Consider the following 23,709-nt stretch of genomic DNA (forward strand, 5'->3'; position numbering starts at 1 on the left):
GCCACCGCGGCGGTCCACCTGGCCGCCCGCTGACCGCCGCACGACCCGGTCGGTGCCGCGCGAGTGCCGACCGGGCTGTGCGGACCCGGGTCAGCGCCGGGTGACGAGCTTGAGCCGCAGCCCGAGACCGGTCTGCACGGCGAACCGCAGCGGGGCCCACAGCGGGCCCTGGTGGCGGTCGGCGAGGTAGCGGTAGGCGCTGCTGTGGTGGGCCGCCAGCATCCGGGTGGACGTGCGGGCCGTGGAGTGGCCGCCGATGTGGGTGACCTCGGCTCCCGGCACGTACACGTTGAGCCAGCCGGCGCGGCCGATCCGGTCGCCGAGGTCGACGTCCTCGAAGTACATGAAGTAGCGCGGGTCGAACCCGTCGACCGAGTCGAACGCCTCGCGGCGCAGCAGCAGGCACGACCCGGACAGCCAGCCAGCGGTGCGCTCCTGGATGGAGGCCTTCTCCTGCCGGTACTCGGTGGTCCACGGGTTGCCCGGCCAGACCTTGGCGAACACCGCGTGCCCGAGGCCCCGGCCGAGCGCGGGCAGCTGCCGCGCGGACGGGTAGACCGCGCCGCCGGGCTCGCGGATCAGCGGCCCGAACGCTCCGCCGCGCGGCCACCGCTCGGCGGCCTCCAGCAGGGCGTCGAGGCTGCCCGGTGCCCAGGACAGGTCGGGGTTGGCGACGACGACCCAGCCGACGTCGTCGGGCAGGGAGGCCACGCCCCGGTTGGCACCGGCCCCGTACCCGAGGTTGCCGCCGGTGGGCAGGAACGTCACGTGGTCGTGCTCGGCGGCCGCGCGCTCGGGCACCCCGTCGGTGGACCCGTTGTCGGCCAGCACCACGGTGACCGGCCGCGTGGTGGCCTCCGCCAACGTGGTCAGGAAGCCGTCGAGGGTCTCACCGGGCGAGTAGGTGACGGTCACGACCGCCAGTCCGTCTCCGTAGCGCGTCACGCCGGCCACCCTAGTGGTGGTGGACGTGGTGCACGACGGCGTGTCCCTTGCCGCGCGCGATGAGCCACCGGTTGACCGGCACGGTCAGCACGAACGCGACCGCCAGCGAGAACGCCAGCGCGCCCCAGAACAGCCACGACGCCAAGCCCGCGTCCATCGCGCCGGGCACGACGAGCATCACCGCGTTGTCGACGATCTCCATCACCAGGATCGAGACGGTGTCGGCGGCGAGGGCGGTCTTCAGCGCGGTCCGGAAGCCGACCCCGGCGCGCAGCACCCCGCGCAGGGTCAGGGCGTAGCCGAAGAAGAACGCCAGGGCCACCGAGAGCACGACGGTGGCCAGGTTGTGCAGGCCGAAGGCCGTGCCGATGACCATGCCGAGCACCTCGCCGATGGCGCAGCCGGTGAGGCAGTGCAGGGTCGCCGAGATCGCCGTCTTCCAGGATGCGTCCACGGCCGAGACGATACCCCCTGAGGGTATTGAACGCACCGCGGAACCGAGCGGTCCTCGCCCGGGAGCGGGATCAGCGCCGGTGGGAGCGGGCGGCCCGCTCGTAGGCCACCCGGTGCCGCGCGGCCGAGGTCGACCAGGAGAAGTCCTTCGCGCGCACCTGCGCCGCCGACGCCAGCGAGTGCCGCCGCGCCGGGTCGTCGAGCAGCTCGCCCAGCGCCGCCGCGATGTCACCGGCCCCGACGCCGCAGTACGCGACCGCGTCCCCGCCCACCTCGGGCAGGCTCAGCCGGCGCGTGGTCAGCACCGCCGCGCCGCAGGCCATCGCCTCCAGCACGGGCAGCCCGAACCCCTCGCCCAGCGACGGGTAGGCCACCACCTCGGCCCCGCCGAGGAACCCGGCCAGCTGCCCGAACGGCAGGTACCCGGCCCGGATCACCCGGATCCGGTGCGGCACGGCGTCCAGCGCGCGCTCGACCTGGCTGTCCCAGCCGGGCTGGCCGGCGAGCACCAGCGTCGGCGGGTCGACCCGGCCCCGGCACGCCTGCGCGAACCCGCGGATCAGCGCCGGCACGTTCTTGCGGGGCTCCAGCGCGCCCAGGAACGCCACGTAAGGCGCGCTGCCCAACGACAACGACCGCCGCACCACCGCGACCTCGTCGGCCGACGGCGGGTGGAACCGCTCGGTGTCCACGCCGTGCTGCGCGATGTGCAGCAACCGGCGGTCGGCACCGGCGACCCGGGCCAGCTCGTCGGCCGTCGCCCGGCTCGGCACGACGCACAGCGCCGCCCGCCGCAGCGACGCCCTGGTCCACGCCCGGAAGAACCGCGCCTTGACCGACGAGTGCAGCACGGCGTCGGTGAAGAAGGTCGCGTCGTGCAGCGTCACCACGGACGCCGCCCGGTTCGCCAGCGGCACGGTGTAGTGCGGCGAGTGCACGACCTGCACGCCCAGCCGGGTGGCCAGCCTCGGCAGCGAGGTCTGCTCCCAGGTCAGGCGCGCGGTGCGGGTGGCCACGGCGTCGGCCGCGGTGATCACCCGCGAGCGGGACGCGAGCCGGGTGTACAGCTCGGCGTCGCGGGGCTGGCACACGACGCTGAGTCGCGCGCCGTCCGCGTCCAGCGCCGCCGCCAGCGAATCCACGTACCGCCCGACCCCGCCCCGGTCCGTCGGCACGGCGGTGGCGTCGATCAGCACGCTGGGTTCGACGGATGACACGCGCAGAAGAGTACGGGTGGCGGACTGGCGGTTGCCGGCGAATGGCTCAAACGGGACGCGGACCACCTGTCGCCAGGTGCACGGCCCACACCTCCCGTGCGGCGTTCTCCCAGGTGAAGGCTCGCGCGCGAACCAGTCCCGATGAAATCGCACGTTTCGCGACACCTTCGTCCCGCCACACCGACCCCAGCGCGGCCACCAACGCCGCCCGGTCGCCGCGCGGCACCGCGAGCCCCGCCCCGGCGGCCACCTCGACCAGCGCGGGCGCGTCCGAGTGCACCACCGGCACGCCCGCCGCCATCGCCTCCACCACCGGCAGCCCGAACCCCTCGGCCAGGCTCGGCGCGGCCAGCACGGCGGCCCGCCGCAGCACGTAGGCCAGCTCCGCGTCGGCCAGCCGCCCGAGCAGCCGGACGTGCGGCGCGCGCAGGTCGACCCCGCCCCACCCCTGCGGTCCGACGACCACCAGCGGCATGCCCAACTCCGCCGTCGCCTCGACCAGCGGGCCGAACCCCTTGCGCGGCTCGATCGTGCCGACGGCCAGCACGTACCGCTCGGGCAGGTCCGGCACCGCCCGCTCGGCGGCGAACTCCGTCACCCCGTTGTGCACCACCCGCACCGGGGCCGGGCCGGGCGCGTACCGGCGCAGCGCGTCCGCCACGGCCGCCGTCGGCACGACGATCGCGGCGGCCCTCGACACCGCCCGCAGGATCACCTTCCGGTGCCACGCCGCCCCGCGCGCGGTCAACGTCTCGGGGTGCGTCCACGGCACCACGTCGTGCACGGTCACCACCACCCGGCCGCGCGGCGGCGCGAGCGGCGTCGGCGCGTGCACGGCGTCCCCGCCCGGCCAGTAGGGCACCCCGTGCTCCCAGGCGGCGATCAGCGCACGTCGGGGCAGCGGCAGCACGCGCGGCCCGGCCACGCCGGGTACCTCCGCCGCGCGCACGTCGGCCTGCCGGCTCACCACCCCGGTGACCTCCCACCCCGCCGGGGCGGTGGCGGCCAGCGCGGCGGCCAGTTCACGGGTGTGGCGGCCGGTCCCGCCGGGCACCGGGGCCAGCAACTGCTCGGCCAGCACGACCAGGTTGGGCATGTCGCGTACCGTCTCACGCCGTGTCCATCCCGAGCACGACGGTGGTCGTGGTGACGTGGCGCGGCCGGGACCACATCACCGCGTGCCTCGACGCACTGGCCGAGCAACGTCCACATCGGACGCTCGTGCTGGACAACGCGTCCGACGACGGCACCGCCGCGCTGGTCGCGGCCCACCCCAGCGCCCCGACGACGGTCCGGCTGCCGCGCAACGCGGGCTACGCGGGCGCGCTGGCCGCCGTGCTGCCGCACGTGGGCACCGAGTTCGTCGCCTGGCTGAACGACGACGCCGTCCCCGACGCCGGCTGGCTGGGGCACCTGGAGGACGCGCTGCGCGCCGCGCCGGAGGCCGCCGCCGCGACGTCGTCGATGCTGCTCGCCGACGGTGCCACCCAGTCGGTCGGGGTCCGGCTGACCGCCGACGGCCACGGCGCGGACCTGGTCCTCGCGGGCCGCGAGGTGTTCGGGTTCTGCGGCGGCGCGGCGCTGCTGCGCACCGACGTGCTCAAGTCCTGCGGCGGCGTGCCCAAGGGCTTCTTCTGCTACTACGAGGACACCGACACGGCGTTCCGGCTGCGCCTGGCCGGGCACGGGGTGATCTCGGTCGGGCCGGCCAGGGTGCGGCACCGGCACGGCGCGAGCACCAACCCCGGTTCCCACCGGTTCCACCGCTGGAACGAGCGCAACCGGCTGCTCATGCTGCTGCGCTGCGCGCCGGCGCGGGTCGCCGTCGCCCAGCTGGCCCGGTTCGCCGCGCTGACCGCCGTGCTGCCGTTGCGGGCCGGTCGCAAAGAGGGGAACTTCCGGCTGCCGCTGCGCCTCCAAGTGCTGGCGGAGGTGGCGCTCCGGCTGCCCGCCGTGACCGCGCAGCGGATCGCGATCGGCCGCCGTGCGAAGGTTTCCCGCGCCGCCGTGTGGCGGGACTGGGCAGGCAGGTAGGGGGACGGGTGGAACTCGCCGAACGGGCGCTGGTCAGGGTGTTCCGGGACGGCGAACCGCACGGCACCGGGTTCCTGGTGGCCGACGGCCTGGTCCTGACCTGCGCGCACCTGGTGCCCGCCGGCCCGCCCGACCCGCCCGCCGTCGACGTCGACTTCCCGCTGCTCGGCGAGCGGACGTCGGCGGACGTCGAGTTCCGCGACGACGCGGCGGACGTCGCCGTGCTGCGCCTGGCGCGGACGCCGGAGGGTGCGCGGGCCGTCCGGGTCGTGGCCCACGACGGCGTCCGCGACCACCGGGTCCGCACCTTCGGCGTGCCGCGCAACCGGCCGGACGGCGTGTGGTCGCAGGGCGTGGTGCGGGGCGCGATCGCGAACGGCCGGATGCACGTCGAGGACGACCGGGCGCACGGCCTGCCGATGCTCCAGGGGTTCAGCGGCAGCCCGGTGCTCGACGACGACCTGGGCGCGGTGATCGGCATGGTGGTCCAGGTCGAGGCGCGCCGGGAGCACCGCACCGGCTACGCGCTGTCCGGCGCGGCCTTGCACGACGCGTGGCCGGAGCTGGCCTCGATCGCCGCCCAGCCGTCGCCGTTCCGCGGCCTGGAGCCGTTCCGGCCGGAGGACGCCGAGCACTTCTTCGGCCGCGCGGCGCGGGCCCGGGAGCTGCGCGAGCGGCTGGACCGCGACGGCCTGCTGGTGGTGGCGGGCCCGTCCGGCTGCGGCAAGTCGTCGCTGGTGCTCGCCGGGATCCTGCCCGGGCTGACCGGCGAGCAGGTCGTGGTGCGGCCCGCCACCGGCAGCACGCCGTGGGCCGCGCTGTCCGCCGCGCTGGACCAGGACGTCACGCCGGGCCACGTCGAGGACGCCCTGAACCGGGTGCTGGTGCGCCGGGCCCCGGGTCGGCTGACCGTCGTGGTGGACCAGTTCGACGAGGCCCTGGCCCGGCACCCGGAAGGGGCCGCCGACCTGCTGGAGGAGCTGCTGGGCGCGGTGCGCACCAGCGCGCCCCGGGTCGACGTCGTCGTCACCACGACGTCGGACCCGCTCAACCGGCTGCTCGGCGACGCCCGGTTCGCCCCGGTCGCGGGCTGCACCGCGACGCTGGGCGCACCCGGCCCGGCGGAGCTGCGCGAGGCCGTCGAGGGCCCGCTGCGCCGGCCGGGGATGCCCGTCCTGCAGGAGGGCCTGGCCGACGCGCTGCTGGACGACCTGGCGGGCGAGCGCAACCCGTTGCCGCTGCTGGAGTTCACCCTGACCCTGCTGTGGGAGCGGCAGGAGCGCGGGGTGCTGACCCACCACGCGTACCGGGAGCTGGGCGGGGTGGCGGGGGCGGTGTCCGGCTACGCCGAGCTGATCACCCGCCGGTTCGACCAGGACGAGCTGCGGCACGTGCTGACCCAGCTGGTCAGCCCGCTGGAGTCGGGCGGGTTCGTCCGCCGCGCGGTGCCGCCGGACCGGCTCGGCCCGCTCGCGCCGGACCTGGCCCGCACCCGGCTGGTGACGCTCGGACCGTCCACTGTGGAGCTGGTGCACGAATCCCTGGTGCGGCACTGGGACCGGTTGCGCGGGTGGGTCGAGCAGGACCGCGACTTCCGGCTGTGGCAGGACGGCCTGGACCGCGCCGCCCGGCCGTGGGCCGAGACGGGGGAACGCGCGCTCCTGTTACGCGGCAAGGCGCTGCGCACCGCCGTGGAGATGACCAAGGCGCACGAGGTCACCCCGAAGCAGCGCCGGTTCGTCACGGCGGCGGTGAACGCCAACCTGCGCCGCATCGCGGTCCGCTCGACGTCGGTCGCCCTGGTGATCAGCCTGACCATCTCGCTCGCCTACGCGGTGGTCCGGTTCATGGGCCAGGAGACCAAGGTCGCCTCGGACAGCGCCGCCGACGCGCTGCTCGGTCGCGGTGCCACGAACACCGACCGGCTCCTCAACGCCCTGCGCGCGTACCGGACGGTCGACCGCCTGGACACCCGGGGCACCCTGCGCACGCTGGCCCGCGACCTCCGGTTCGCCACCCTGGTGCTGCCCGGCGAGGCCGTGACCAGCCCGAGCGGCAAGCGGCTCGCCCGGCGGGCGGGCAACGGCCGGACCGAGGTCCGCGACCTCACCGACAAGTCCACAGTGGACGTTCCGGCGGCCGGCGAGCTGCGCTGGGCGGGCGACGACCTGCTGGTCACCAACGACGGCGACGTGACGGTGTGGGACGCCCGCACCGGCCGGTCGGTGCGCACGATCGACGCGGACGTCGTCACGACCGACCCGACCGGCCGGTGGATCGCCCACGGCAAGCTGGACGCCACCGAGTTCACCGTGCTCGACCTGCGCGGCGGCGAGCGGCGGTTCCCGTTGCCGGGCAAGCTGTCCTACCCCCGGCAGGCCCCCGAGCACGCGGCCCTGCTCGACGACGTGCTGCCCGGCGGCGACCCGGTGGTCCTGCACGACGGCCGGCGGTTCGTGCCGGGCGGACCGGAGCTGCCCCCGGCGGGCGCGGAGAACGTGCCGGGCGTGGCCGAGCCGGTGTCGTCCACCTGCGAGGGCGGCGCGCTGCGCCGGGTCGGGGCGACCAGCGGCGCGGTCCTCGCCGAGGTGCCCACCGACGGCTGCCGGTCCGGCCGGTTCAGCCCGGACGCCCGCGCGGCGGCGGTGATCGACGGCCTCCCGTACGGGCCGCCGGTGCTGCGCGCGGGCCCGGTCGGCGACCTGCGCCGGCTCCAGGTGCCGCAGTCCTCCTACGTCGAGCACGTCGCGCTCGACCCGTCCGGCGTGGTCCGGGTGGTGCTGAGCGCCTCGAACACCGCGATCGTGCTGGAGGTGCCGCGCCGCGACGACCTCGACCGGGCGCTGGACGACGCGGTGGTCGCGCGGGTCACGCCGGACGGCGGCCACGTCCTGCTGCTCTACGCGGACCGCCGGGTCGAGACGTGGCGGCGGTCGGACCGGGCCCGGGTCGGCCGGATCACCACCGGCGACGGCGCGGCACCGCGGACGTCCTCCGCCGTCACCCCGGACTCGCGCACGCTCGCCCTGCGGGAGGGCGCGGACCGGGTGACCCTGTGGAACCTGCCGGACCTCGCACCGCTGGGCGCGATCCGCCCGCCCGGTCCCGCACCGACCGAGCTGGACGGGGCGTCCGCGATGCCGCAGTTCCTCGACGACGGCCGGCTGCTGATCCGCCGGGTGGACCAGGTGAGCGTGTGGGAGGCGCGCACCGGCGGGCCGGTGGGCGTCCCGTTCACCGTCGCCGCACCGCAGCACGGCACCGCGACGCTGGTCGCGGCCGGCGCGGACGAGGTCGTCTCGCTGACCTTCGACGACCGCGCCCGCCGGTACGCCGTGTCGACCGGGCGCGAGGTGCCCGGCTCGGAGTTCGCGCTGGGCGGGCAGGTCGGGCAGTCCTCCACGTCGGTCACCCCCGCCACGGCCGCCGTCGACGAGGACGGCGGGCTGCTCGCGGTGCGGGTCGGCCGGTCGGTGGTGGTCTACGACCTGGCCGACCACGAGGAGCTGGACCGGCTGCCGGTGTCGGACAACGTGACCGTGGAGCGGGTGCGGTTCCGGGGCCCGGACGTGCTGGACCTGACGCTGTCCGGCGGTGCCCTGTACGGCGCGGACGGCGGCGGCACGGCGGTGCAGCGCTGGGAGCGCAACCTCATGTGGGGCCTGCCCCGGCTGATCGGCCGCAGCGACCGGCGGGTGGGCCGGCTGCCCGACCAGGCCGTGCCCGGCTACGCCGACGCGGGCGACCAGCACGGCGGGATCGAGTCCGGCTCCCCTCGGGACTGGTTCGCCGCGTTGTGCGGCCTGGTCGACCGCAGCGGGCTGGACCAGGATGATCGGGATGTGCCCGCCGGGTCGTTCGCCGGCCCGGTCTGTCGAGAGGAGTGACGTGGCGGAGTACGTCGAGGTGCGCACCGAGGACGGCGACCTGGTCCCGTTCGAGCTGGACGAGGACTACGACGGCCCGGTGCTCGCGGGCCGGCGCTGGGACGCCGCCGTGGAGAAGATGGACGAGACGCTCGAAGCGGGCATCGAGCGGGCGAAGAAGGTGGCGCGGGCGGTCGCCACGAAGATCGGCAGCATGCCGAACCCCCGGCCGGACAAGGTGGCCGTGGAGATCGGCCTGAAGGTCAGCTCCAGCGCCGCGCTGGCGATCGCCAAGTCCTCCGCCGAGGCCCACATCAAGGTCACCGTGGAGTGGCAGCGCGACAGCCTGCCCGCGCCCCCGCCGGTCGAGGACGAGGACGACGAGGGCGACGGCGGGGAGGCCGGATCGGAGGCGTAGGCCACCTTCGTCAAGTGTCCGGGACCGCCATGAGGCAGGCTTAGCGCGTGGAGCCAGCAAGCCTGCCTGACGTGTCGGTGGTCGTGGTCAACTACCGGGGCGCCGACGACACCATCACCTGCCTGCGCGCCCTGTTCGCCGAGCTGTCCTACCCGGCGGAGAAACTCCAGGTCATCTGCGTGGACAACGCCTCGGGCGACGGCGGCGCGGACCGCGTCCGGGCGGCCGTGCCGCAGGCGCTGGTGCTCGACGCGCCGGAGAACCTCGGCTTCGCGGGCGGCTGCAACCTGGGCGCGCGGCACGCGACCGGCGCGGTGCTCGCGTTCCTGAACAACGACGCCCGCCCGCACCCGGACTGGCTGCGCGCCGCGGTGCGGGTGCTGCGCGCCGAGCCGACCGTGGGGGCGGTGGCGTCGAAGGTGCTCGACTGGGACGGCCGCGCGATCGACTTCGTGGACGGCGGCCTGACCTGGTTCGGCATGGGCTACAAGCGGCACGCCGGGCAGCCCGACGACGGGTCCCACGACGTGCCGCGCGACGTGCTGTTCGGCACCGGCTCGGCGCTGGTCGTGCGGGCCCGGCTGTTCCAGGAGCTGGACGGGTTCGACGAGCGCTTCTTCATGTTCTACGAGGACGTCGACTTCGGCTGGCGGCTGAACCTGCGGGGCTGGCGGGTGCGCTACGAGCCGGCCTCGCTGACCTACCACAAGCACCACGCGTCGATGTCCACTGTGGACGTCAGCCGTGAGCTGTTCCTGTTGGAGCGCAACGCGTTGGCCGCGCTCTACAAGAACGTGTCCGACGAGACGCTGGCCAAGGCGCTGCCCGCCGCGCTGGCCCTGGCGGTCCGCCGGGCGACCGCGCGCGGCGAGATCGACCCACGCCAGCTGGAGATCACCCGGCGGCCCGCCGACCCCGCCGCCGACGCCGCGCCGGTGCCGGTGTCGCGCCAGGCGCTGGCCGGGTTCCTGGCGATCGACCAGTTCGTGGAGCTGCTGCCGTCGCTGGCCGAGTCGCGCCGGGTCGAGCAGGCCGCGCGCCGGGTGTCCGACGCGGACCTGGTCCCGTTGATGCGCAAGGCCCTGGAGCCCGCCTACCCGCTGGAGCGGTACCTGGCCGCGCACGACGTGCTGGTCGACGTGTTCGGCATCGAGGAGCTCTACGGGCGACCGCGCCGGATCCTGATCGTGACCGGGGACGCCATCTCGGAGAAGATGGCCGGGCCCGCGATCCGGGCGTGGAACATGGCCGAGGTGCTCTCCGACGAGCACCAGGTCCGGCTGGTGACGATCAACCCGCTGTGCACGCCGCCCGACGCGCCCTTCGAGGTGCTGGGCATCAAGCCGCGCGACGCCGACCAGCACCTGGTGTGGGCGGACGTGATCGTGTTGCAGGGCCACGCGCTGGAGTTCCTGCCGCAGCTCAAGACGCCGGAGTCGACCAAGGTCGTGGTCTGCGACATCTACGACCCGATGCACCTGGAGCTGCTGGAGCAGGGCCGCGACGCCACCGACGAGCAGCGCGAGAAGGACCTGGTCGGCGTCACCCGGGTGCTCAACAACCAGTTGGCGCGCGGCGACTTCTTCCTGTGCGCCTCGGAGCGGCAGCGGCACTTCTGGCTGGGCCACCTGGCGTCCATGGGCCGGTTGACCCCCGCCCTGTACGACACCGACCCCACGGTGAAGTCGCTGCTCGCCGTCGTCCCGTTCGGCCTGTCCGGCAAGCCGCCGCAACGCACCGGACCCGGCCTGCGCGACACGCTGGGCATCGACGCGGACGACAAGGTCGTGCTCTGGGCGGGCGGCGTCTACAGCTGGTTCGACCCGCTGACCCTGATCCACGCGGTGGACCGGCTGCGCGGCGCGCACCCTGACGCCAAGCTGGTGTTCCTGGGCATGAAGCACCCCAACCCGGAGGTGCCGGACATGGGCATCACCGGGCAGACCCGGGCGCTGGCCAAGCGCCTCGGGCTGGTCGGCAGCACGGTGTTCTTCAACGAGGCGTGGGTGCCCTACCAGGACCGGCAGAACTGGCTGCTGGACGCCGACTGCGGCGTGACCACGCACTACGAGCACGTGGAGACCACGTTCGCGTTCCGCACGCGGGTGCTGGACTACCTGTGGGCCGGGCTGCCGATCGTGACCACGGACGGCGACTCGTTCGCCGACCTGGTGCAGCGCGAGGGGCTGGGCGTGGTGGTGCCCTCGGAGGACGCCGACGCGCTGGCCGCAGCGCTGGAGAAGGTCCTGTACGACGAGGAGTTCGCCGCCGGGTGCACCGAGCGGATCGCGGCCGTCCGGGAGCGGTTCACCTGGGAGGCGGTGCTGGCCCCGCTGGTCGACTTCTGCCGCACCCCCCGGCCCGCCACCGACCGGCTGCCCGGTTCCGCGCCGATGGTGCGCAACCGGCCGCTGGGGCGCAAGGAGAAGCTGCAACGCGACGTGCGGCTGGTCCGGGAGTACCTGAACCAGGGCGGGGCGACCGAGGTCGCCAAGCGCGCCACCGGCCGGGTCCTCAAGAAGCTGCGCGGCAATGGTTAAGCCGCTCAAGGTGCTCATCGACGGCACCCCCCTGCTCGGGCACCGGACCGGCATCGGCCGGTACACCTCGGCGCTGGCCGAGGAGCTGGCGTCGATGGGCGACGCGGTCGACGTCCGGGCGGTCGCCTTCACCCTGCGCGGGTGGCGCGCGCTGCGGACCGTGCTGCCGCACGACGTGACCGCGCGCGGCCTGCCGGTGTCGGCGCGGCTGCTGCGGCAGTTCTGGCTGCGCGGCCCGTTCCCGCCGGTCGAGTTCCTGGCCGGGCCGACCGACGTCATGCACGCCACCAACTTCGTGCTGCCGCCGGCGATCCGCGCGGGCGGCGTGGTCACGATCCACGACCTGGCGTTCCTGGACGCGCCGCAGGACCTGCCGCACTCCGACCGCAGGCTGCCCGAGCTGGTCCGCAAGTCGGCGGTCCGCGCGGACGTCGTGTGCACGCCGACCCAGGCCGTGGCGAACGTGGTCACCGAGCGGTTCGAGGTCGACCCGGACAAGATCGTCGTCACGCCGCTGGGCGTGGACCCGGCGTGGTTCGCGGCCCGGCCGCCGGGCGACGGCCTGCGGTCCCGGCTGGGCCTGCCGGCGGAGTACGTGCTGTTCGTCGGCGCGGGCGGGCCGCGCAAGGGCCTGGCGACGCTCATGGAGGCCCACGCCACGCACCCCACCCTGCCCCCGCTGGTGCTGGCCGGACCCGGCCACACCGGAACGGACGGCCGGGTGCTGCGAACGGGGTACTTGAAGGACGTCGACCTACGCAGCGTAGTAGCGGGTGCGACGACCCTGGTGCTGCCGTCGCGTGACGAAGGTTTCGGGCTGCCGGTGCTGGAGGCGTTGGCCTGCAACGTCCCCGTGGTGTGCACGGACGTGCCGGCGCTGCGCGAGGTGGCCGGCGGCCACGCCGTGCACGTGCCGGTGGGCGACGCCGAGGCACTGGGCCAGGCCCTGGTGGAGGCGGTGGAGACCGCGCCCACACCGGGCGACCAGGCGGCCCGGCGGGCGCACGCGGCCGAGTTCACCTGGCGCAAGACCGCGGAGAAGACCGTCGACGCCTACCGGTTGGCCGCCGCCGCCCGACGCTGACCGCCGACCGACGCCGACCGCCGACCCCCACCCGGGGCGGGCCGGCGACCGGCGACCGCCCGGCCATTGCCGAGCCTTCCTCGATTGATGGAACAGTATTCTGATCGATCGCACCTGTCGGTCGAATTCAGCGATCCACCGTGGAACGAGTTTCCAAACGTCACGTGATCGGGGGGACGGGATGACTCCGAAACAGCGCCGGCTCGCCCGCCGGCTGCGCCAGATGCGCACCAACGCGGGCGTCGGCATTGACGACGCCGCGGCGCACCTCGGCTGCAAACACCCGAAGATCACCAAGATCGAACTGTGCCAACTCGGCGCGAAACCCGACGAGGTGCGGCGGCTGTGCGAGTTGTACGGCGCGAGCCGGGCGACCGTCGAGAGCATGGTGAACCTGGCCCGCACCGCCAAGACCCGGGGCTGGTACCAGAGCTACGACGACGCGGCCAACCCCGGCAACATCGAGTTCGTCGACCTGGAGACCGACGCGGTGAGCGTGTCGGCGTTCCAGGTCGACCTGGTCCCGGGCCTGCTCCAGACCCCGGACTACTCCCGCGCGGTGATCCGCGCCGCCCACCCGGACCTGGGCGAACAGGTGCTCGCGCAGCGGGTCGAACTGCGCGGCAAGCGGCAGGACCGCGTGCTCGACGGCACGCTCACCGTGTGGGCGATCATCACCGAGGCGGCCCTGGCGCGCGCGACGGGCGGCCGGGAGGTGCACCTGGCCCAGCTGCGGCGGCTGGTGGAACTGGTGGCCCGGCCCAATGTCCAGTTCCAGATCATCCCCAACCGCGCGGGCGAACACATGGCAATGGGCGTTCCGTTCTCGTGCTTCCGATTCGACGACGGATACGGAACCGTCGCGATCGACCACTTGAGTGGAACGTTGTTTTTGGAGGAAGAACCGGACGTCGACCGGTATAGGCTTGCGTTTCAACATCTGTGTGGTGTCGCGTCGAGCCAACCGGATTCCGTGGCTCTGCTTCGCCGCTACATCGAAGAGGAGCGCAGCGAATGGGCACGCCGGAGCTGATCTCGGGGACCTGGCGGAAGTCGAGCTTCAGCGGTGGCAACTCCGACTGCGTGGAGGTGGCCCACACCCCGGTCGGCGTCGGCGTCCGCGACAGCAAGAACCCGTGCGCCGCCGGGCTCACCGTGCCCCGGGTGACCTGGTCGATCTTCCTCGCGACGCTGCGCTGAGCCGGCCCCGCGCGGCCCGCGCCGAGGGCCGCGCGCACCCGGCGGGCACGCGTCCGGCACCCGCACCGGGCCGCCAATCGAGACGCTCGGGGATACCGCGCGTGCTTACCCGTCGACCGCGCGGTGGACGTTCGGCGGTCGTTCAACGTTGAACCGACGCGCGGCGCTAGGAAGTGCGCACCGGGCGCTCCGTCGCACCGCCGGTGAGGACACTCCACGAGATCTGCCGCGAACCCGTCACGGCACAGACACGGCGCAGAAAGCGCTGACGCTCGCCATCGGAGCGCTGCGCGGAGACATCAGGAAGTCGCCCGTGGTCGGACATGACGGAAAGGCTCTCGCATTGATTGTCTGCAAAACCAGTGCGAGAGGCCGGCTCCACTCCAACGGCGCAACACCCGTCTCAGGTGGTCACTCAGCGCGTTCACTGCGATGATGCCGCCCATGAGTTTCACCGCCGTGTGGCCGATCAACGACCCGGACGACACCGAGGCCGCCGACGAGTTGACCGTCGGCAGCCCGGAGGACGTGGACGCGCTCCTGCGCCGCCTCGCCGAGCCCGGCGCCGGGCCCGCGGTGATCGAGCACCAGGAACGCCCGCTGCTCGACGACACCGAGGGCCTGCTGGGCGCGCCGGGCCGGACCAAGATCCCGGACCACGACGTGGCCGCCGCGATCCGCGACGGCTTCGGCTACCTCACCTACGCCGACCCGGACCACGACTACTCGACCCTCGTCGGCGAGCCGGACTCCCCCGAGTACCGCTCGGAGTACGTCGACTACCCGGCCGGCGCGGGCGTGCCCGTGGAGGCGCTCGGCCTGGCCCTGAAGGACTTCCTGGCCACGGCGGCACGTCCGACGTGCGTGCGGTGGCAGACCGCCTGACAACGCCCGGAGGCGGGCGCACGCCGGGCGCGCGCCCGCCCGCTCACGGGACGGCGCGGGTGGCGAACGCCTCCCGCAACGCCTCCCGCCACGGCCGCAGCGGCGTCAGGCCCGATTCGGCCCACGCGCGGCCGGAGAGCACCGAGTAGGCCGGGCGCGGCGCGGGGCGCGGGTAGTCCTCGGTGCCGCAGCCCCGCACGCGCTCCGGGTCGGCCCCGAGTTCCTCGAACACCGCCCGCGCCAGCCCGCACCAGGTGGTCTCGCCGCCGCCCGTGGCGTGCAGCACGCGCGCGGCCGGCCCGGTCCGCACCGCCTGCCCGGCGAGTTCGACCAGCCCCGCCGCGAGGTCCAGCGACCACGTCGGCGAGCCGCGCTGATCGTCCACAACGGACAGTGCGTCGCGCTCGCCCTCCAGCCGGGCGATGGTGCGCACGAAGTTCGGCCCGCCCGCGCCGTACAACCACGAGGTCCGCACGACCCAGGACCGTTCCCACGTCCGGAGGATCCGCTGTTCCCCCGCGAGTTTCGTGCGCCCGTAGGCCGAACGCGGACCCGTCTCGTCCTCGGGCTCGTAGGGCCGCGCGCCGTCGCCCGGGAACACGTAGTCCGTTGACACGTGCAGCAGCGGGACGTTGTGGTCGCGGCAGGCTTCGGCCAGGTTGCCGGCACCGACCGCGTTGACCGCGAACGCGCGTTCCTCGTCGGTCTCCGCCGCGTCGACGGCGGTGTAGGCGGCGGCGTTGACCACCACGGGCCTGAGGTCGTTGTCCCGCGCGGTCGCGGCGAACGACGCCACCGCGTCGGAGACCGCCGCCGCGTCCGTGACGTCCAGCTCCGCCGACGACGGGGCGTGCACCAGGCCGTCGGCCGGGACCGAGGCCACCAGGTCGCGCCCGAGCAGTCCTCGGCCGCCGGGCACCAGGAGCGCGGGCATCAGCCGGCCAGCGCCGCGCGCTGCTTGAGCGGCTCCCACCACGACCGGTTGTCCCGGTACCACTCGACGGTCGCGGCCAGGCCGGCGGCGAAGTCGACCCGCGGCGCGTAGCCGAGTTCGGTGGCGATCTTGGTGATGTCGACCGAGTACCGGCGGTCGTGGCCCTTGCGGTCGGTGACCGGCTCGACGAACGACCAGTCACGGCCCGTCGCGGCCACCAGGCGCTCGGTGAGTTCGCGGTTGGTCAGCTCGGTACCGCCGCCGATGTTGTAGATCTCACCGCCCCGGCCGCCCTCCAGCACGAGCTGGATGCCCCGGCAGTGGTCGTCCACGTGCAGCCAGTCGCGCACGTTCAGGCCGTCGCCGTAGAGCGGGACCTTGCGGCCGTCCATGAGATTGCTCACGAACAGCGGGATGACCTTCTCCGGGAACTGGTACGGACCGTAGTTGTTGGAGCACCGGGTGATGCACACCGGCAGGCCGTGGGTCCGGTGGAACGACCGCGCCAACAGGTCCGAGGACGCCTTGGAAGCGGAGTACGGCGAGTTCGGCTCCAGGATGTGCTCCTCGGTCCAGGAGCCCTCCTCGATGGTGCCGTAGACCTCGTCCGTGGAGACGTGCACGAACTTCGCGACGCCCGCCTCCAGGGCCGCTTGGAGCAACGTCTGGGTGCCCAGCACGTTCGTGAGCACGAAATCGGCGGACCCGGAGATCGACCGGTCCACATGCGACTCGGCCGCGAAGTGCACGACCACGTCCGTTCGGGCCATCAGCTCGCCCACCAGCCCGCGGTCGCAGATGTCGCCTCGGACGAACGTCAGCCGGGGGTCGTCGGCGACCGGCGCGAGGTTGGCCTCGTTCCCGGCGTAGGTGAGCTTGTCCAGCACCACCACCTCGGCGTCCGCGTAGACCGGGTACGCGCCTCGCACCATCTCCCGCACGTAGTGCGAGCCGATGAAGCCGGCCCCACCCGTCACCAGTACGCGCATGGTCAATGCCCTTCCACAACAGTCGTCCATCGCAGTCTGTCACGGTATTTACCCGTGCAACCCACCCTGTCGTTACAGCGTCTCCCGTATTAAGTGGAACAGCAGGCCGGAACCCCGGCCCGCCACTAACCTGGGACAGCAGTCGCGGGACACGGGGGAGGCACCACCAGTGGACACCAGTCCGCCCAAAACGGCCGCGAGACCGGCTGCTTTGCGTGTTCTCGTGGTCACCTGGCGTTCACTGATAGCCCTGGTGTCGGCCGCGGTGCTGTTCGTGTCCTGGTACGGGTGGACCTACCTGCGGGGCATCAGCGAGGGCATCACCACGACGGACGTCATCCCGTCCTCGGTGACCGAGCAGGGCGCGGCCCGCAAGCCGCTCGACGGCGCGATCGACATCCTGCTGGTGGGCGTGGACAGCCGCACCGACGCGCAGGGCAAGCCCCTCTCCGACGAGGTGCTGGCGCTGCTCAACGGCGGTGTGGCGGACGGCACGTTGAACACCGACACCATGATCCTCGTGCACATCCCGCAGGACGGCACGCGCGCGGTCGCCATCTCCTTCCCGCGCGACGCGTACGTGGAGATCGCGGACGGTTTCGGCAAGCACAAGCTGAACTCGGCGCTGGTCCGGCAGAAGAACGACACCGGGCAGCGGCTGCGCAACGAGGGCGTCACCGACGAGGCGCGCATCGAGCGCGAGTCGACCCAGGCCGGCCGCCGCACGCTCATCAAGACCATCGAGGGCCTCACCGGCGGCGCGGTCACCGTCGACCGGTACGCCGAGGTGAACCTGGCGTCGTTCTACGAGGTGACGCAGGCCATCGGCGGCGTGGAGGTGTGCCTGAAGCAGGCCACCCGCGATTCCGACTCGGGCGCGGACTTCCAGGCCGGGCCGCAGACCATCTCGGGCGCGGAGGCCCTGTCGTTCGTGCGGCAGCGCGGCGGGCTGCCCGGCGGCGACCTCGACCGGATCGTGCGCCAGCAGGTGTTCATCGGCGCGCTGGCCCGCAAGGTGCTCTCCACCGGCACGCTGACCGACTTCGACAAGCTCGGCCAGCTCGTCACCGCGGTGCAGAAGTCCGTGGTGCTCAGCGAGCGGTGGAACATCACCGAGTTCGCCGAGCAGATGCAGGGCCTGGTGTCGGGCAACATCCAGTTCCGCACGATCCCGGTGGGCGACCCGATGGACACCTACGGTGACGGCAACGTCCTGCCGGTCAACCCCGCCGAGGTGCGCGGGTTCATCAAGGGCCTGGCCGTCGACCAGGCGCCCAGGTCCGGCTCGTCGGCGGCGCCGACCACGCCGGCCGGCCCGCCGCCGTCGGCCATCACCGTGCAGGTGGTGAACTCCTCGGGCGTCGCCGGCAAGGCCAGCGGCGTGCTGGAGTCGTTGGTGAACAAGGGTTTCAAGCGCGGCGAGGCGATCAGCGGCAACTACCTGGACAGCACCGTCGTGCGGTACCCGGCCGGGGAGCGGGCGAGTGCCGACAGGGTGATCTCCGCCCTGGGCGGTAACGTCACGGCGACCGAGGACGACTCCGTGCCGAGAGGGCAGGTCCAGGTCTACGTGGGCGCGGACTTCGCACCGGCCGACGAGTCCGAGACCTCGTCGGTCGGCGGTGTCACCACGATCCCGCCGACCTCCTCGTCCGCTCCGCCGATCACCGCCCAGGGTGTGGTCTGCGTCAACTGAACACCGCGCCGGACGGCCGTCGGCGCGTCCGACCGGCGGCAGGTGGTTAGCCTGGTCGGACACGGCCGCGCGGAGCAGGCCACCTGAACCTGGCCGCCCAGACTAGGAGGACCGCCCGTGAAGGCCGCGGTGATGACCGGACGCACGCTGCTCGCGTTGCTGTCCGCGGCCGTGCTCGTGGTGGCGGGGTACAGCTGGGTCACGCTCAAGCGGGTCCAGGAGAGCGTGAACACGACCGACGTGCTGAGCGCCCTGTCCGACATCCCCAACGCGCCGCCGGCCGACGACGGCGCGCTGGACATCCTGCTGGTGGGCAGCGACAGCCGGACCGACGCGCAGGGCCGCCCGCTGCCCGACCGGGTGCTGCGCGAACTGCGCACCGAGGCGACGGACACGCTCAACACCGACACCATCATCGTCGTGCGGGTGCCGCGCAACGGCGGCAAGGCGCACGCGGTGTCCATCCCGCGCGACACGTACGTGCCGATCCCGGACCACGGCGAGGAGAAGATCAACTCCGCGTACGGGGTGACCAAGTTCTTCGCCATGGAGCGGCTGGCCGCCGAGGGCGGGCACGACCTGGAGGAGCGCTCCAAGCTCGGCGACCAGGCCGGGCGGCGCGCGCTGGTGCAGGTGGTGCAGGACCTGACCGGCGTCCGGGTGGACCACTACGCCGAGGTCAACCTCTACGGGTTCTACCTGTTGACCCAGGTCGTCGGCGGGGTCGAGGTGTGCCTGAACAACGCCACCAGCGACCCCGACTCGGGCGCGAACTTCCGGGCGGGCGTGCAGAGCGTGTCCGGCGGCGACGCGCTGGCGTTCGTGCGGCAGCGCAAGAACATCCCGAACGGCGACCTGGGGCGGATCACCCGCCAGCAGGTGTTCCTCAAGGCGGCGGTGTCCAAGCTGCTGTCCGCGGGGACGCTGACCGACCCGGGCAAGCTCAACGGGCTGCTGGAGGCGATGTCCAAGTCCGTGGTGGTGGACGAGAACCTGGACCTCGCCACGCTGGCCGGCCAGATGCGGGGCCTGGCGGGCGGCAACGTCGAGTTCACCACGATCCCGGTGACCGGGGTCGGCGCGCGCAACGAGCGCGGGCAGAGCATCGTGACGGTGGACCGGGAGCAGGTGAAGGCGTTCGTGGCGGAGGTGCTGGGCGCGAAGACGCCCCCGCCGGCACCGACCACCACGTCGGTGAAGCGGTTCGCCGGCGGCGGGCCGCTGACGCTGGACGGGCCGCGCCGCGAACTCGCCCAGGGGCCGCCCTGCGTCGACTGACCCCGGCTGGGGCGGTCCGCGCGCGGATGGCAGGGTGGGTGGCATGACCGTCACGGAAACCCTGCTGACGCCGCTGTTCGCGGCGGGCCCCGGCCGTCCGCTGATCACGCACTACGACGACGCCGCGGGCACGCGGGTCGAACTCTCGCGGGCGACGATCGGGAACTGGGCGGCGAAGACGGCCAACTGGCTGCGCGACGAACTCGACGTCGAGCCGGGCGACCCGGTGGCGGTGCTGCTGCCCGCGCACTGGCAGACGGCGGGCGTGCTGCTCGGCGCGTGGTGGTGCGGCGCGGCGGTGACGGAGGACCCGGCGGGTGCGAAGGTGGCGTTCGCGCCACCCGGCGGCACGGCCGACGGCGCGGACTCCGTGGCAACGGTTTCCTTGCACCCCATGGGTTTGGGCTGCGGCGCGGATCTCGACTACGTGGACGAGGTGCGGGTGTACGGCGACGAGTTCACGCCGTGGGGCCCGGTGCCCGGCAGCACGCCCGCGCTGGGCAAGTCCACTGTGGACGAAGTGGTGGCGGAGGCGCGGCAGCGCGCGGCCACGCTGGGGATCGGTCCGGACACGCGGGTGCTGTCGACGGTGGAGTGGGCGCAGCCGGACGGGCTGCTCAACGGTTTCCTGGCCGTGCTGGCCGGTGGCGGGTCGCTCGTGCAGTGCAGCAACGCGAAGGCGGACCTGCTGCCCGCGCGGCGGGCCAGTGAGCACACGAACCTGGACCTCGTCGGCTAGAACTCCCGCGGCAAGGGGGCGGGTGGTCCGTCGGACCGCCCGCCCCCTTGCCCTGCCGTCGAGTCCGCTCAGACGGTCTGCCTGCGCCGGATCAGGCGGTCGACGGTGAGCGCACCGCCGTTGAAGCCCAGCGCGAGCGCGGCGACGCCGAGCGCGAGCACCAGTTCGAAGCCGCCTTCGCCGAGCAGGCCGTTGGGCAGGTGCACGATCAGCAGCGCGCCGGCCATGTCGACGGCCAGCAGGATGCCGACGACCGGCAGTGCCGCGCCGGCGACCAGCAGCGCGCCGCCGCCGAGTTCGACCAGGGCGGAGAACCAGGCGGAGACCGTCGGGAGCGGGACACCCATGCCCTGGAACGCCTGCGCGGTGCCGTCGAGGCCCCACTCGGTCAGCTTCTGCCAGCCGTGCGCGATGAACACCACGCCGACGCCGATCCGTCCGATCAGTGCCGCCACGTCCCGAACCATGCCCGTCCCTTCGTCGGTGGATTTCCCTTCCCGACGCTATATGAATCTTCAACAACTTCCGGGCGGTCACGCGGGGTTGACAGCATCCCGACAGGCGCGTATCAAACCACTTGGTTAGATAACCTACCGGTTAGGTGGACGATGGCCGACGACCCGCTGAGCACCACGTTCGCCGCGCTGGCGGACCCCACCAGGCGCGCCATCCTGGCCCGCCTGGCCCGGGGCGCGGCCACCGTGAAGGAGCTGTCCGCGCCGTTCGCGATGAGCGGGCCGGCCGTCTCCAAGCACCTGCGGGTGCTCGAACGAGCGGGGCTGGTCACCAGCGGTCGCGACGCCCAGTGGCGTCCGCGCACACTGGACGCGACCCCGTTGCGCGAGGTCACCGAGTGGACCGACGGCTTCCGCCGGTTCTGGGACGACAGCCACCGCCGCCTGGACGCGTACCTGGAACGGATGAAGGAGCAGGAAGATGACCACTGAGACCGCTTCCGCGTGGAGCACGCCGTCCGAGGTCGAGGTCGAGGTGACCCGCCGGTTCGACGCGCCGCAACGGCTGGTGTTCGAGGCGTTCACCGAGCCGGAGCACATCGTCCACTGGATGCTCGGCCCGGACGGCTGGACGATGCCGGTCTGCGAGGTCGACCTGCGGCCGGGCGGGACGTGGCACATGGTGTGGCGCAGGTCCGACGGCACCGAGATGAGCATGACCGGCACGTACCTCTCGGTCACCCCGCACTCGGAGACCGTGCAGACCGAGGCGTGGGGCGAGGACTGGCCGGAAACCGTGAACACGACCCGTTTCGTCGACGAGGGCGAGCGGACCCTCGTGATCCAGAACATGAAGTACCCGTCCCGCGATGCCCGCGACCGCGCCATGCGGACGGGGATGACCGGCGGAGCCGACACCAGCTACGACCGCCTGGCGACCTACCTGGCCACCCTCGGCTGACCGCGGAGTCGATTCCGCCGCGCCGAAGTCCGGCGTTACCGATCCGAACAACATGATGACGTCGAATAGGTAGCACCCCAGTCACATCGGTCCCGCGGCACCCGACATCGCCCACTCGGAGCAGCCGTTCTGCTTGCGCGGGCCGATGCACCGGCCTACGCTACCGCCAGCATCTTCGAATGCATGCCTTCCGCGACACTCCGCAGTCATCACTCCACAGTCGGTACGCATCACGACTCAGACCTGATTCCACAATCGTCAGTCCTGAATTCTTCGACGACACGCATCACGCGATAATCGGCAGACATTCAGCCACAATTAAACAGCCTCATGTCTTCGGCACTGATCGCCGCCCGCCAATGCGGGTGGCTGAACTCAACCGGAGACCTACCATGAAGCAGAAGCTTACAGCACTCTCATGCGTGCTGTTCCTCATTCTCTTCAGCTACACCGCCGAGTTCTACCCGTCGGAGACTCGCACGTTTCTCTGGCACGCGGTCGTGGTAGCTGTGCTCGAAGCCCTGCTCTCCACCGTGGACATCAAGTGGCCAGGCAAGCGGGACCAGGGCTGACCAAAGGAAAAGGGTTAGGCTGGCGACGAGCCAGCCTAACCCTTTACGCTACGTCCAGGCGGAAGGCCGGCCCCATGCGTTACTTCGTAGATCTCACCGGAACCGTAGGAAACCGCGAGGCACAGCTGGTCGAACTGATCGACAAGAGCCGCCCGGACTTCTCCCCCGCGTCCGCCACCGTGTGCACCGTCGACGGCAAGCTCCAGACCGACGAGGCCGGCGGCGCGACGGTGCGGACGTTCTCCGCAGAACTCTCCGCGGCCCAGGTCGAGCACGGATTACTCGACACCTTGACCAGAACGTTCAGCGAACTGCCACCGGACGAATCCATGACGGTCGGCTCGTTCAGCCCCGCCGTGCGCCACCACACGGTCAGCAGCCCACTGGCCGGCGAAGGCCGGCTGCACTTCCTGGACCTGCGCACGGTGCTGCACAACGAGAACGGCGCTCCGGCCGGCCCGCCGTCCTGGCAGGAGTCCTTCATGCCGTCGTCCGAAGCGGTGAAGTACCTGGTCAGAGCGGTTGCCAACACCGGCGGCTCGCAGCTCAAGACCAACCTGCGCGGCGAGTTGAAGAAGCTCGACCCGAAATTCGACAAGGACGGCACCGGGTCGTTCTCGAACGCCCAGAAGTTCATCTCCATCCTGGTCACGCTCGGCCAGGAACGAGGTTTCGTACGAGTGCAGGGGCCGGAGCCGAATCCCACGATCGTCCTGACCGATCGCGGCCGGGCGCTCGCCAAGCCCTTCGCGCCGACCGTTCCCGCCGAACCGCAGCTCACCGGCGGAGCGCCTGCGGACGGCACGTCCCGGGAAAGCGATTCCTACCTCAGCGTGCTCCGGTCGAACGGCTTCGGGCCGTTCCAGGAGGTGCGCGAGGCGGTCTACGACGAAATGGACAACCTGCTCCAGGAGTTGCCCTCGATCACCGTCCGGGACCTGCTCGGCGGTGCCGTCGAACGAGTGCGCAAGGCCGTCGAGGAGGCCCGGCAGACGGGCCAGAACCACCTCTTGCACGATCCTTCACGCGGTTACCCGTGGTCCCGCGTGCGTTCATTCCTGTGCGTTCTGCTGACCCGGTGCCACGTGCTGGTGAGCAACGGGGCCACGATCGGTGCGACGTGGACGGAATTGAAGCGGCCGGTCGACTCGATGGAACCGAACTGGCGCACCAAGCTCGACTCGGAATTCATCGTCTTCCTGCTGGAGAAGGGGTGCACGATCAACGTGCACACCACCGAAGACCTGGCCGGGGCGATCTACAACACCCGCCGACCGGCCGGCACCGAAAAGGTCGAGGACTGCATCAGCCACCTGATCTCCGAATCGCACCGGTGCGTGGTCACCGGTGCCGAGTCGCGCCTCACCTTGAAAGACGGCGGCTGAACTTCTCCGTCGACCACCCCGGTCGGCGCCGACGCCGGCAGCCCGCGAAATGCGGTCT

22 protein-coding genes are annotated in these 23,709 nt (G+C 72.6%); 15 read left to right on the forward strand and 7 right to left on the reverse strand.

The annotated features are described in order from the left end of the window. Nucleotides 1–90: 90 nt before the first annotated feature. The 4 genes from AC0HI0_RS30150 to AC0HI0_RS30165 form a co-directional block, all read right to left on the reverse strand. Complete coding sequence (locus tag AC0HI0_RS30150; RefSeq protein WP_480926886.1) at nucleotides 91–945, reverse strand: glycosyltransferase family 2 protein; 855 nt, start codon at nucleotides 943–945, stop codon at nucleotides 91–93. A 10-nt stretch (nucleotides 946–955) separates the two neighbouring features. Further along, nucleotides 956–1,399, reverse strand: coding sequence for a DUF4396 domain-containing protein (locus tag AC0HI0_RS30155; RefSeq protein WP_480926887.1), 444 nt, complete (start codon nucleotides 1,397–1,399; stop codon nucleotides 956–958). A gap of 70 nt (nucleotides 1,400–1,469) precedes the next feature. Next, on the reverse strand, nucleotides 1,470–2,594 hold the full coding sequence (locus tag AC0HI0_RS30160; protein WP_480934420.1) for a glycosyltransferase family 4 protein: 1,125 nt from the start codon (nucleotides 2,592–2,594) through the stop codon (nucleotides 1,470–1,472). A 67-nt stretch (nucleotides 2,595–2,661) separates the two neighbouring features. Next, nucleotides 2,662–3,711, reverse strand: coding sequence for a glycosyltransferase (locus AC0HI0_RS30165; protein WP_480926888.1), 1,050 nt, complete (start codon nucleotides 3,709–3,711; stop codon nucleotides 2,662–2,664). Between the two features lie 26 nt (nucleotides 3,712–3,737). On the opposite strand from AC0HI0_RS30165, the gene AC0HI0_RS30170 reads away from it, so the two are divergent. From AC0HI0_RS30170 to AC0HI0_RS30205, 8 genes are all read left to right on the forward strand, one after another. Then, on the forward strand, nucleotides 3,738–4,649 hold the full coding sequence (locus tag AC0HI0_RS30170; RefSeq protein WP_480934421.1) for a glycosyltransferase family 2 protein: 912 nt from the start codon (nucleotides 3,738–3,740) through the stop codon (nucleotides 4,647–4,649). Between the two features lie 8 nt (nucleotides 4,650–4,657). Next, the gene (locus AC0HI0_RS30175) at nucleotides 4,658–8,536 is read left to right on the forward strand and encodes an nSTAND1 domain-containing NTPase (RefSeq protein WP_480926889.1); all 3,879 of its coding nucleotides are present in this window, start codon (nucleotides 4,658–4,660) and stop codon (nucleotides 8,534–8,536) included. A gap of 1 nt (nucleotide 8,537) precedes the next feature. Then, nucleotides 8,538–8,933: a CU044_2847 family protein gene (locus tag AC0HI0_RS30180; RefSeq protein WP_480926890.1), complete on the forward strand. Its 396-nt coding sequence runs from the start codon at nucleotides 8,538–8,540 to the stop codon at nucleotides 8,931–8,933. Between the two features lie 47 nt (nucleotides 8,934–8,980). Then, nucleotides 8,981–11,473: a glycosyltransferase gene (locus AC0HI0_RS30185; protein WP_480926891.1), complete on the forward strand. Its 2,493-nt coding sequence runs from the start codon at nucleotides 8,981–8,983 to the stop codon at nucleotides 11,471–11,473. Further along, nucleotides 11,466–12,557 carry a glycosyltransferase family 4 protein gene (locus AC0HI0_RS30190; RefSeq protein ID WP_480926892.1) on the forward strand — a complete coding sequence of 364 codons (1,092 nt, stop codon included), beginning with the start codon at nucleotides 11,466–11,468 and terminating at the stop codon, nucleotides 12,555–12,557. Before AC0HI0_RS30185 ends, AC0HI0_RS30190 begins: the two co-directional genes overlap by 8 nt. A 181-nt stretch (nucleotides 12,558–12,738) precedes the next feature. Beyond that, the gene (locus tag AC0HI0_RS30195) at nucleotides 12,739–13,590 is read left to right on the forward strand and encodes a DUF5753 domain-containing protein (RefSeq protein ID WP_480926893.1); all 852 of its coding nucleotides are present in this window, start codon (nucleotides 12,739–12,741) and stop codon (nucleotides 13,588–13,590) included. Continuing rightward, nucleotides 13,572–13,757, forward strand: a complete 186-nt coding sequence (locus tag AC0HI0_RS30200) for a DUF397 domain-containing protein (protein ID WP_480926894.1) — start codon at nucleotides 13,572–13,574, stop codon at nucleotides 13,755–13,757. The genes AC0HI0_RS30195 and AC0HI0_RS30200 overlap by 19 nt, the downstream gene beginning before the upstream one ends. 444 nt (nucleotides 13,758–14,201) lie before the next feature. Next, nucleotides 14,202–14,642, forward strand: coding sequence for an Imm1 family immunity protein (locus AC0HI0_RS30205; protein ID WP_480926895.1), 441 nt, complete (start codon nucleotides 14,202–14,204; stop codon nucleotides 14,640–14,642). 43 nt (nucleotides 14,643–14,685) lie between these two features. Here AC0HI0_RS30205 and rfbD read toward each other — a convergent pair whose 3' ends face one another. Both rfbD and rfbB read right to left on the reverse strand, forming a co-directional pair. Then, nucleotides 14,686–15,576 carry a dTDP-4-dehydrorhamnose reductase gene (gene rfbD, locus AC0HI0_RS30210; protein ID WP_480926896.1) on the reverse strand — a complete coding sequence of 297 codons (891 nt, stop codon included), beginning with the start codon at nucleotides 15,574–15,576 and terminating at the stop codon, nucleotides 14,686–14,688. Further along, nucleotides 15,576–16,565, reverse strand: coding sequence for a dTDP-glucose 4,6-dehydratase (rfbB, locus tag AC0HI0_RS30215; protein WP_480926897.1), 990 nt, complete (start codon nucleotides 16,563–16,565; stop codon nucleotides 15,576–15,578). The genes rfbD and rfbB overlap by 1 nt, the downstream gene beginning before the upstream one ends. A 211-nt stretch (nucleotides 16,566–16,776) precedes the next feature. On the opposite strand from rfbB, the gene AC0HI0_RS30220 reads away from it, so the two are divergent. The 3 genes from AC0HI0_RS30220 to AC0HI0_RS30230 all read left to right on the forward strand — a co-directional run bounded on the left by AC0HI0_RS30220 (nucleotide 16,777) and on the right by AC0HI0_RS30230 (nucleotide 20,278). Further along, nucleotides 16,777–18,261 carry an LCP family protein gene (locus AC0HI0_RS30220; protein ID WP_480926898.1) on the forward strand — a complete coding sequence of 495 codons (1,485 nt, stop codon included), beginning with the start codon at nucleotides 16,777–16,779 and terminating at the stop codon, nucleotides 18,259–18,261. A gap of 117 nt (nucleotides 18,262–18,378) precedes the next feature. Further along, nucleotides 18,379–19,539 (forward strand): LCP family protein, encoded by a 1,161-nt coding sequence (locus tag AC0HI0_RS30225; RefSeq protein ID WP_480926899.1) that lies wholly within the window; start codon nucleotides 18,379–18,381, stop codon nucleotides 19,537–19,539. A 43-nt stretch (nucleotides 19,540–19,582) separates the two neighbouring features. After that, complete coding sequence (locus AC0HI0_RS30230; RefSeq protein WP_480926900.1) at nucleotides 19,583–20,278, forward strand: TIGR03089 family protein; 696 nt, start codon at nucleotides 19,583–19,585, stop codon at nucleotides 20,276–20,278. A gap of 68 nt (nucleotides 20,279–20,346) precedes the next feature. On the opposite strand, the gene AC0HI0_RS30235 is transcribed toward AC0HI0_RS30230, so the two are convergent. Next, nucleotides 20,347–20,745: a DoxX family protein gene (locus AC0HI0_RS30235; protein WP_480926901.1), complete on the reverse strand. Its 399-nt coding sequence runs from the start codon at nucleotides 20,743–20,745 to the stop codon at nucleotides 20,347–20,349. Nucleotides 20,746–20,886: 141 nt separating this feature from the next. Here AC0HI0_RS30235 and AC0HI0_RS30240 point away from each other — a divergent pair, with 141 nt between their 5' ends. From AC0HI0_RS30240 to AC0HI0_RS30255, 4 genes are all read left to right on the forward strand, one after another. Next, nucleotides 20,887–21,225 carry an ArsR/SmtB family transcription factor gene (locus AC0HI0_RS30240; RefSeq protein WP_480926902.1) on the forward strand — a complete coding sequence of 113 codons (339 nt, stop codon included), beginning with the start codon at nucleotides 20,887–20,889 and terminating at the stop codon, nucleotides 21,223–21,225. Further along, the gene (locus AC0HI0_RS30245; RefSeq protein WP_480926903.1) at nucleotides 21,215–21,694 is read left to right on the forward strand and encodes an SRPBCC domain-containing protein; all 480 of its coding nucleotides are present in this window, start codon (nucleotides 21,215–21,217) and stop codon (nucleotides 21,692–21,694) included. The genes AC0HI0_RS30240 and AC0HI0_RS30245 overlap by 11 nt, the downstream gene beginning before the upstream one ends. Before the next feature lie 422 nt (nucleotides 21,695–22,116). Next, nucleotides 22,117–22,266 carry a hypothetical protein gene (locus tag AC0HI0_RS30250; protein WP_480926904.1) on the forward strand — a complete coding sequence of 50 codons (150 nt, stop codon included), beginning with the start codon at nucleotides 22,117–22,119 and terminating at the stop codon, nucleotides 22,264–22,266. After that, a complete protein-coding gene (locus tag AC0HI0_RS30255; RefSeq protein WP_480926905.1) occupies nucleotides 22,239–23,651 on the forward strand; it encodes a hypothetical protein in 1,413 nt (470 codons plus the stop codon). The genes AC0HI0_RS30250 and AC0HI0_RS30255 overlap by 28 nt, the downstream gene beginning before the upstream one ends. The last annotated feature ends 58 nt before the right edge of the window (nucleotides 23,652–23,709 follow it).

This window comes from Saccharothrix sp. NBAS 001 (assembly GCF_056640475.1).

Excerpts from the sequence above, each read along its gene's own strand:
- AC0HI0_RS30165 (WP_480926888.1), bottom strand. The coding sequence starts at position 3,711 with ATGCCCAACCTGGTCGTGCTGGCCGAGCAGTTGCTGGCCCCGGTGCCC.
- AC0HI0_RS30190 (WP_480926892.1), top strand. The coding sequence starts at position 11,466 with ATGGTTAAGCCGCTCAAGGTGCTCATCGACGGCACCCCCCTGCTCGGG.
- AC0HI0_RS30195 (WP_480926893.1), top strand. The coding sequence starts at position 12,739 with ATGACTCCGAAACAGCGCCGGCTCGCCCGCCGGCTGCGCCAGATGCGC.
- AC0HI0_RS30200 (WP_480926894.1), top strand. The coding sequence starts at position 13,572 with ATGGGCACGCCGGAGCTGATCTCGGGGACCTGGCGGAAGTCGAGCTTC.
- AC0HI0_RS30205 (WP_480926895.1), top strand. The coding sequence starts at position 14,202 with ATGAGTTTCACCGCCGTGTGGCCGATCAACGACCCGGACGACACCGAG.
- rfbD (WP_480926896.1), bottom strand. The coding sequence starts at position 15,576 with ATGCCCGCGCTCCTGGTGCCCGGCGGCCGAGGACTGCTCGGGCGCGAC.
- rfbB (WP_480926897.1), bottom strand. The coding sequence starts at position 16,565 with ATGCGCGTACTGGTGACGGGTGGGGCCGGCTTCATCGGCTCGCACTAC.
- AC0HI0_RS30230 (WP_480926900.1), top strand. The coding sequence starts at position 19,583 with ATGACCGTCACGGAAACCCTGCTGACGCCGCTGTTCGCGGCGGGCCCC.
- AC0HI0_RS30235 (WP_480926901.1), bottom strand. The coding sequence starts at position 20,745 with ATGGTTCGGGACGTGGCGGCACTGATCGGACGGATCGGCGTCGGCGTG.
- AC0HI0_RS30240 (WP_480926902.1), top strand. The coding sequence starts at position 20,887 with ATGGCCGACGACCCGCTGAGCACCACGTTCGCCGCGCTGGCGGACCCC.
- AC0HI0_RS30245 (WP_480926903.1), top strand. The coding sequence starts at position 21,215 with ATGACCACTGAGACCGCTTCCGCGTGGAGCACGCCGTCCGAGGTCGAG.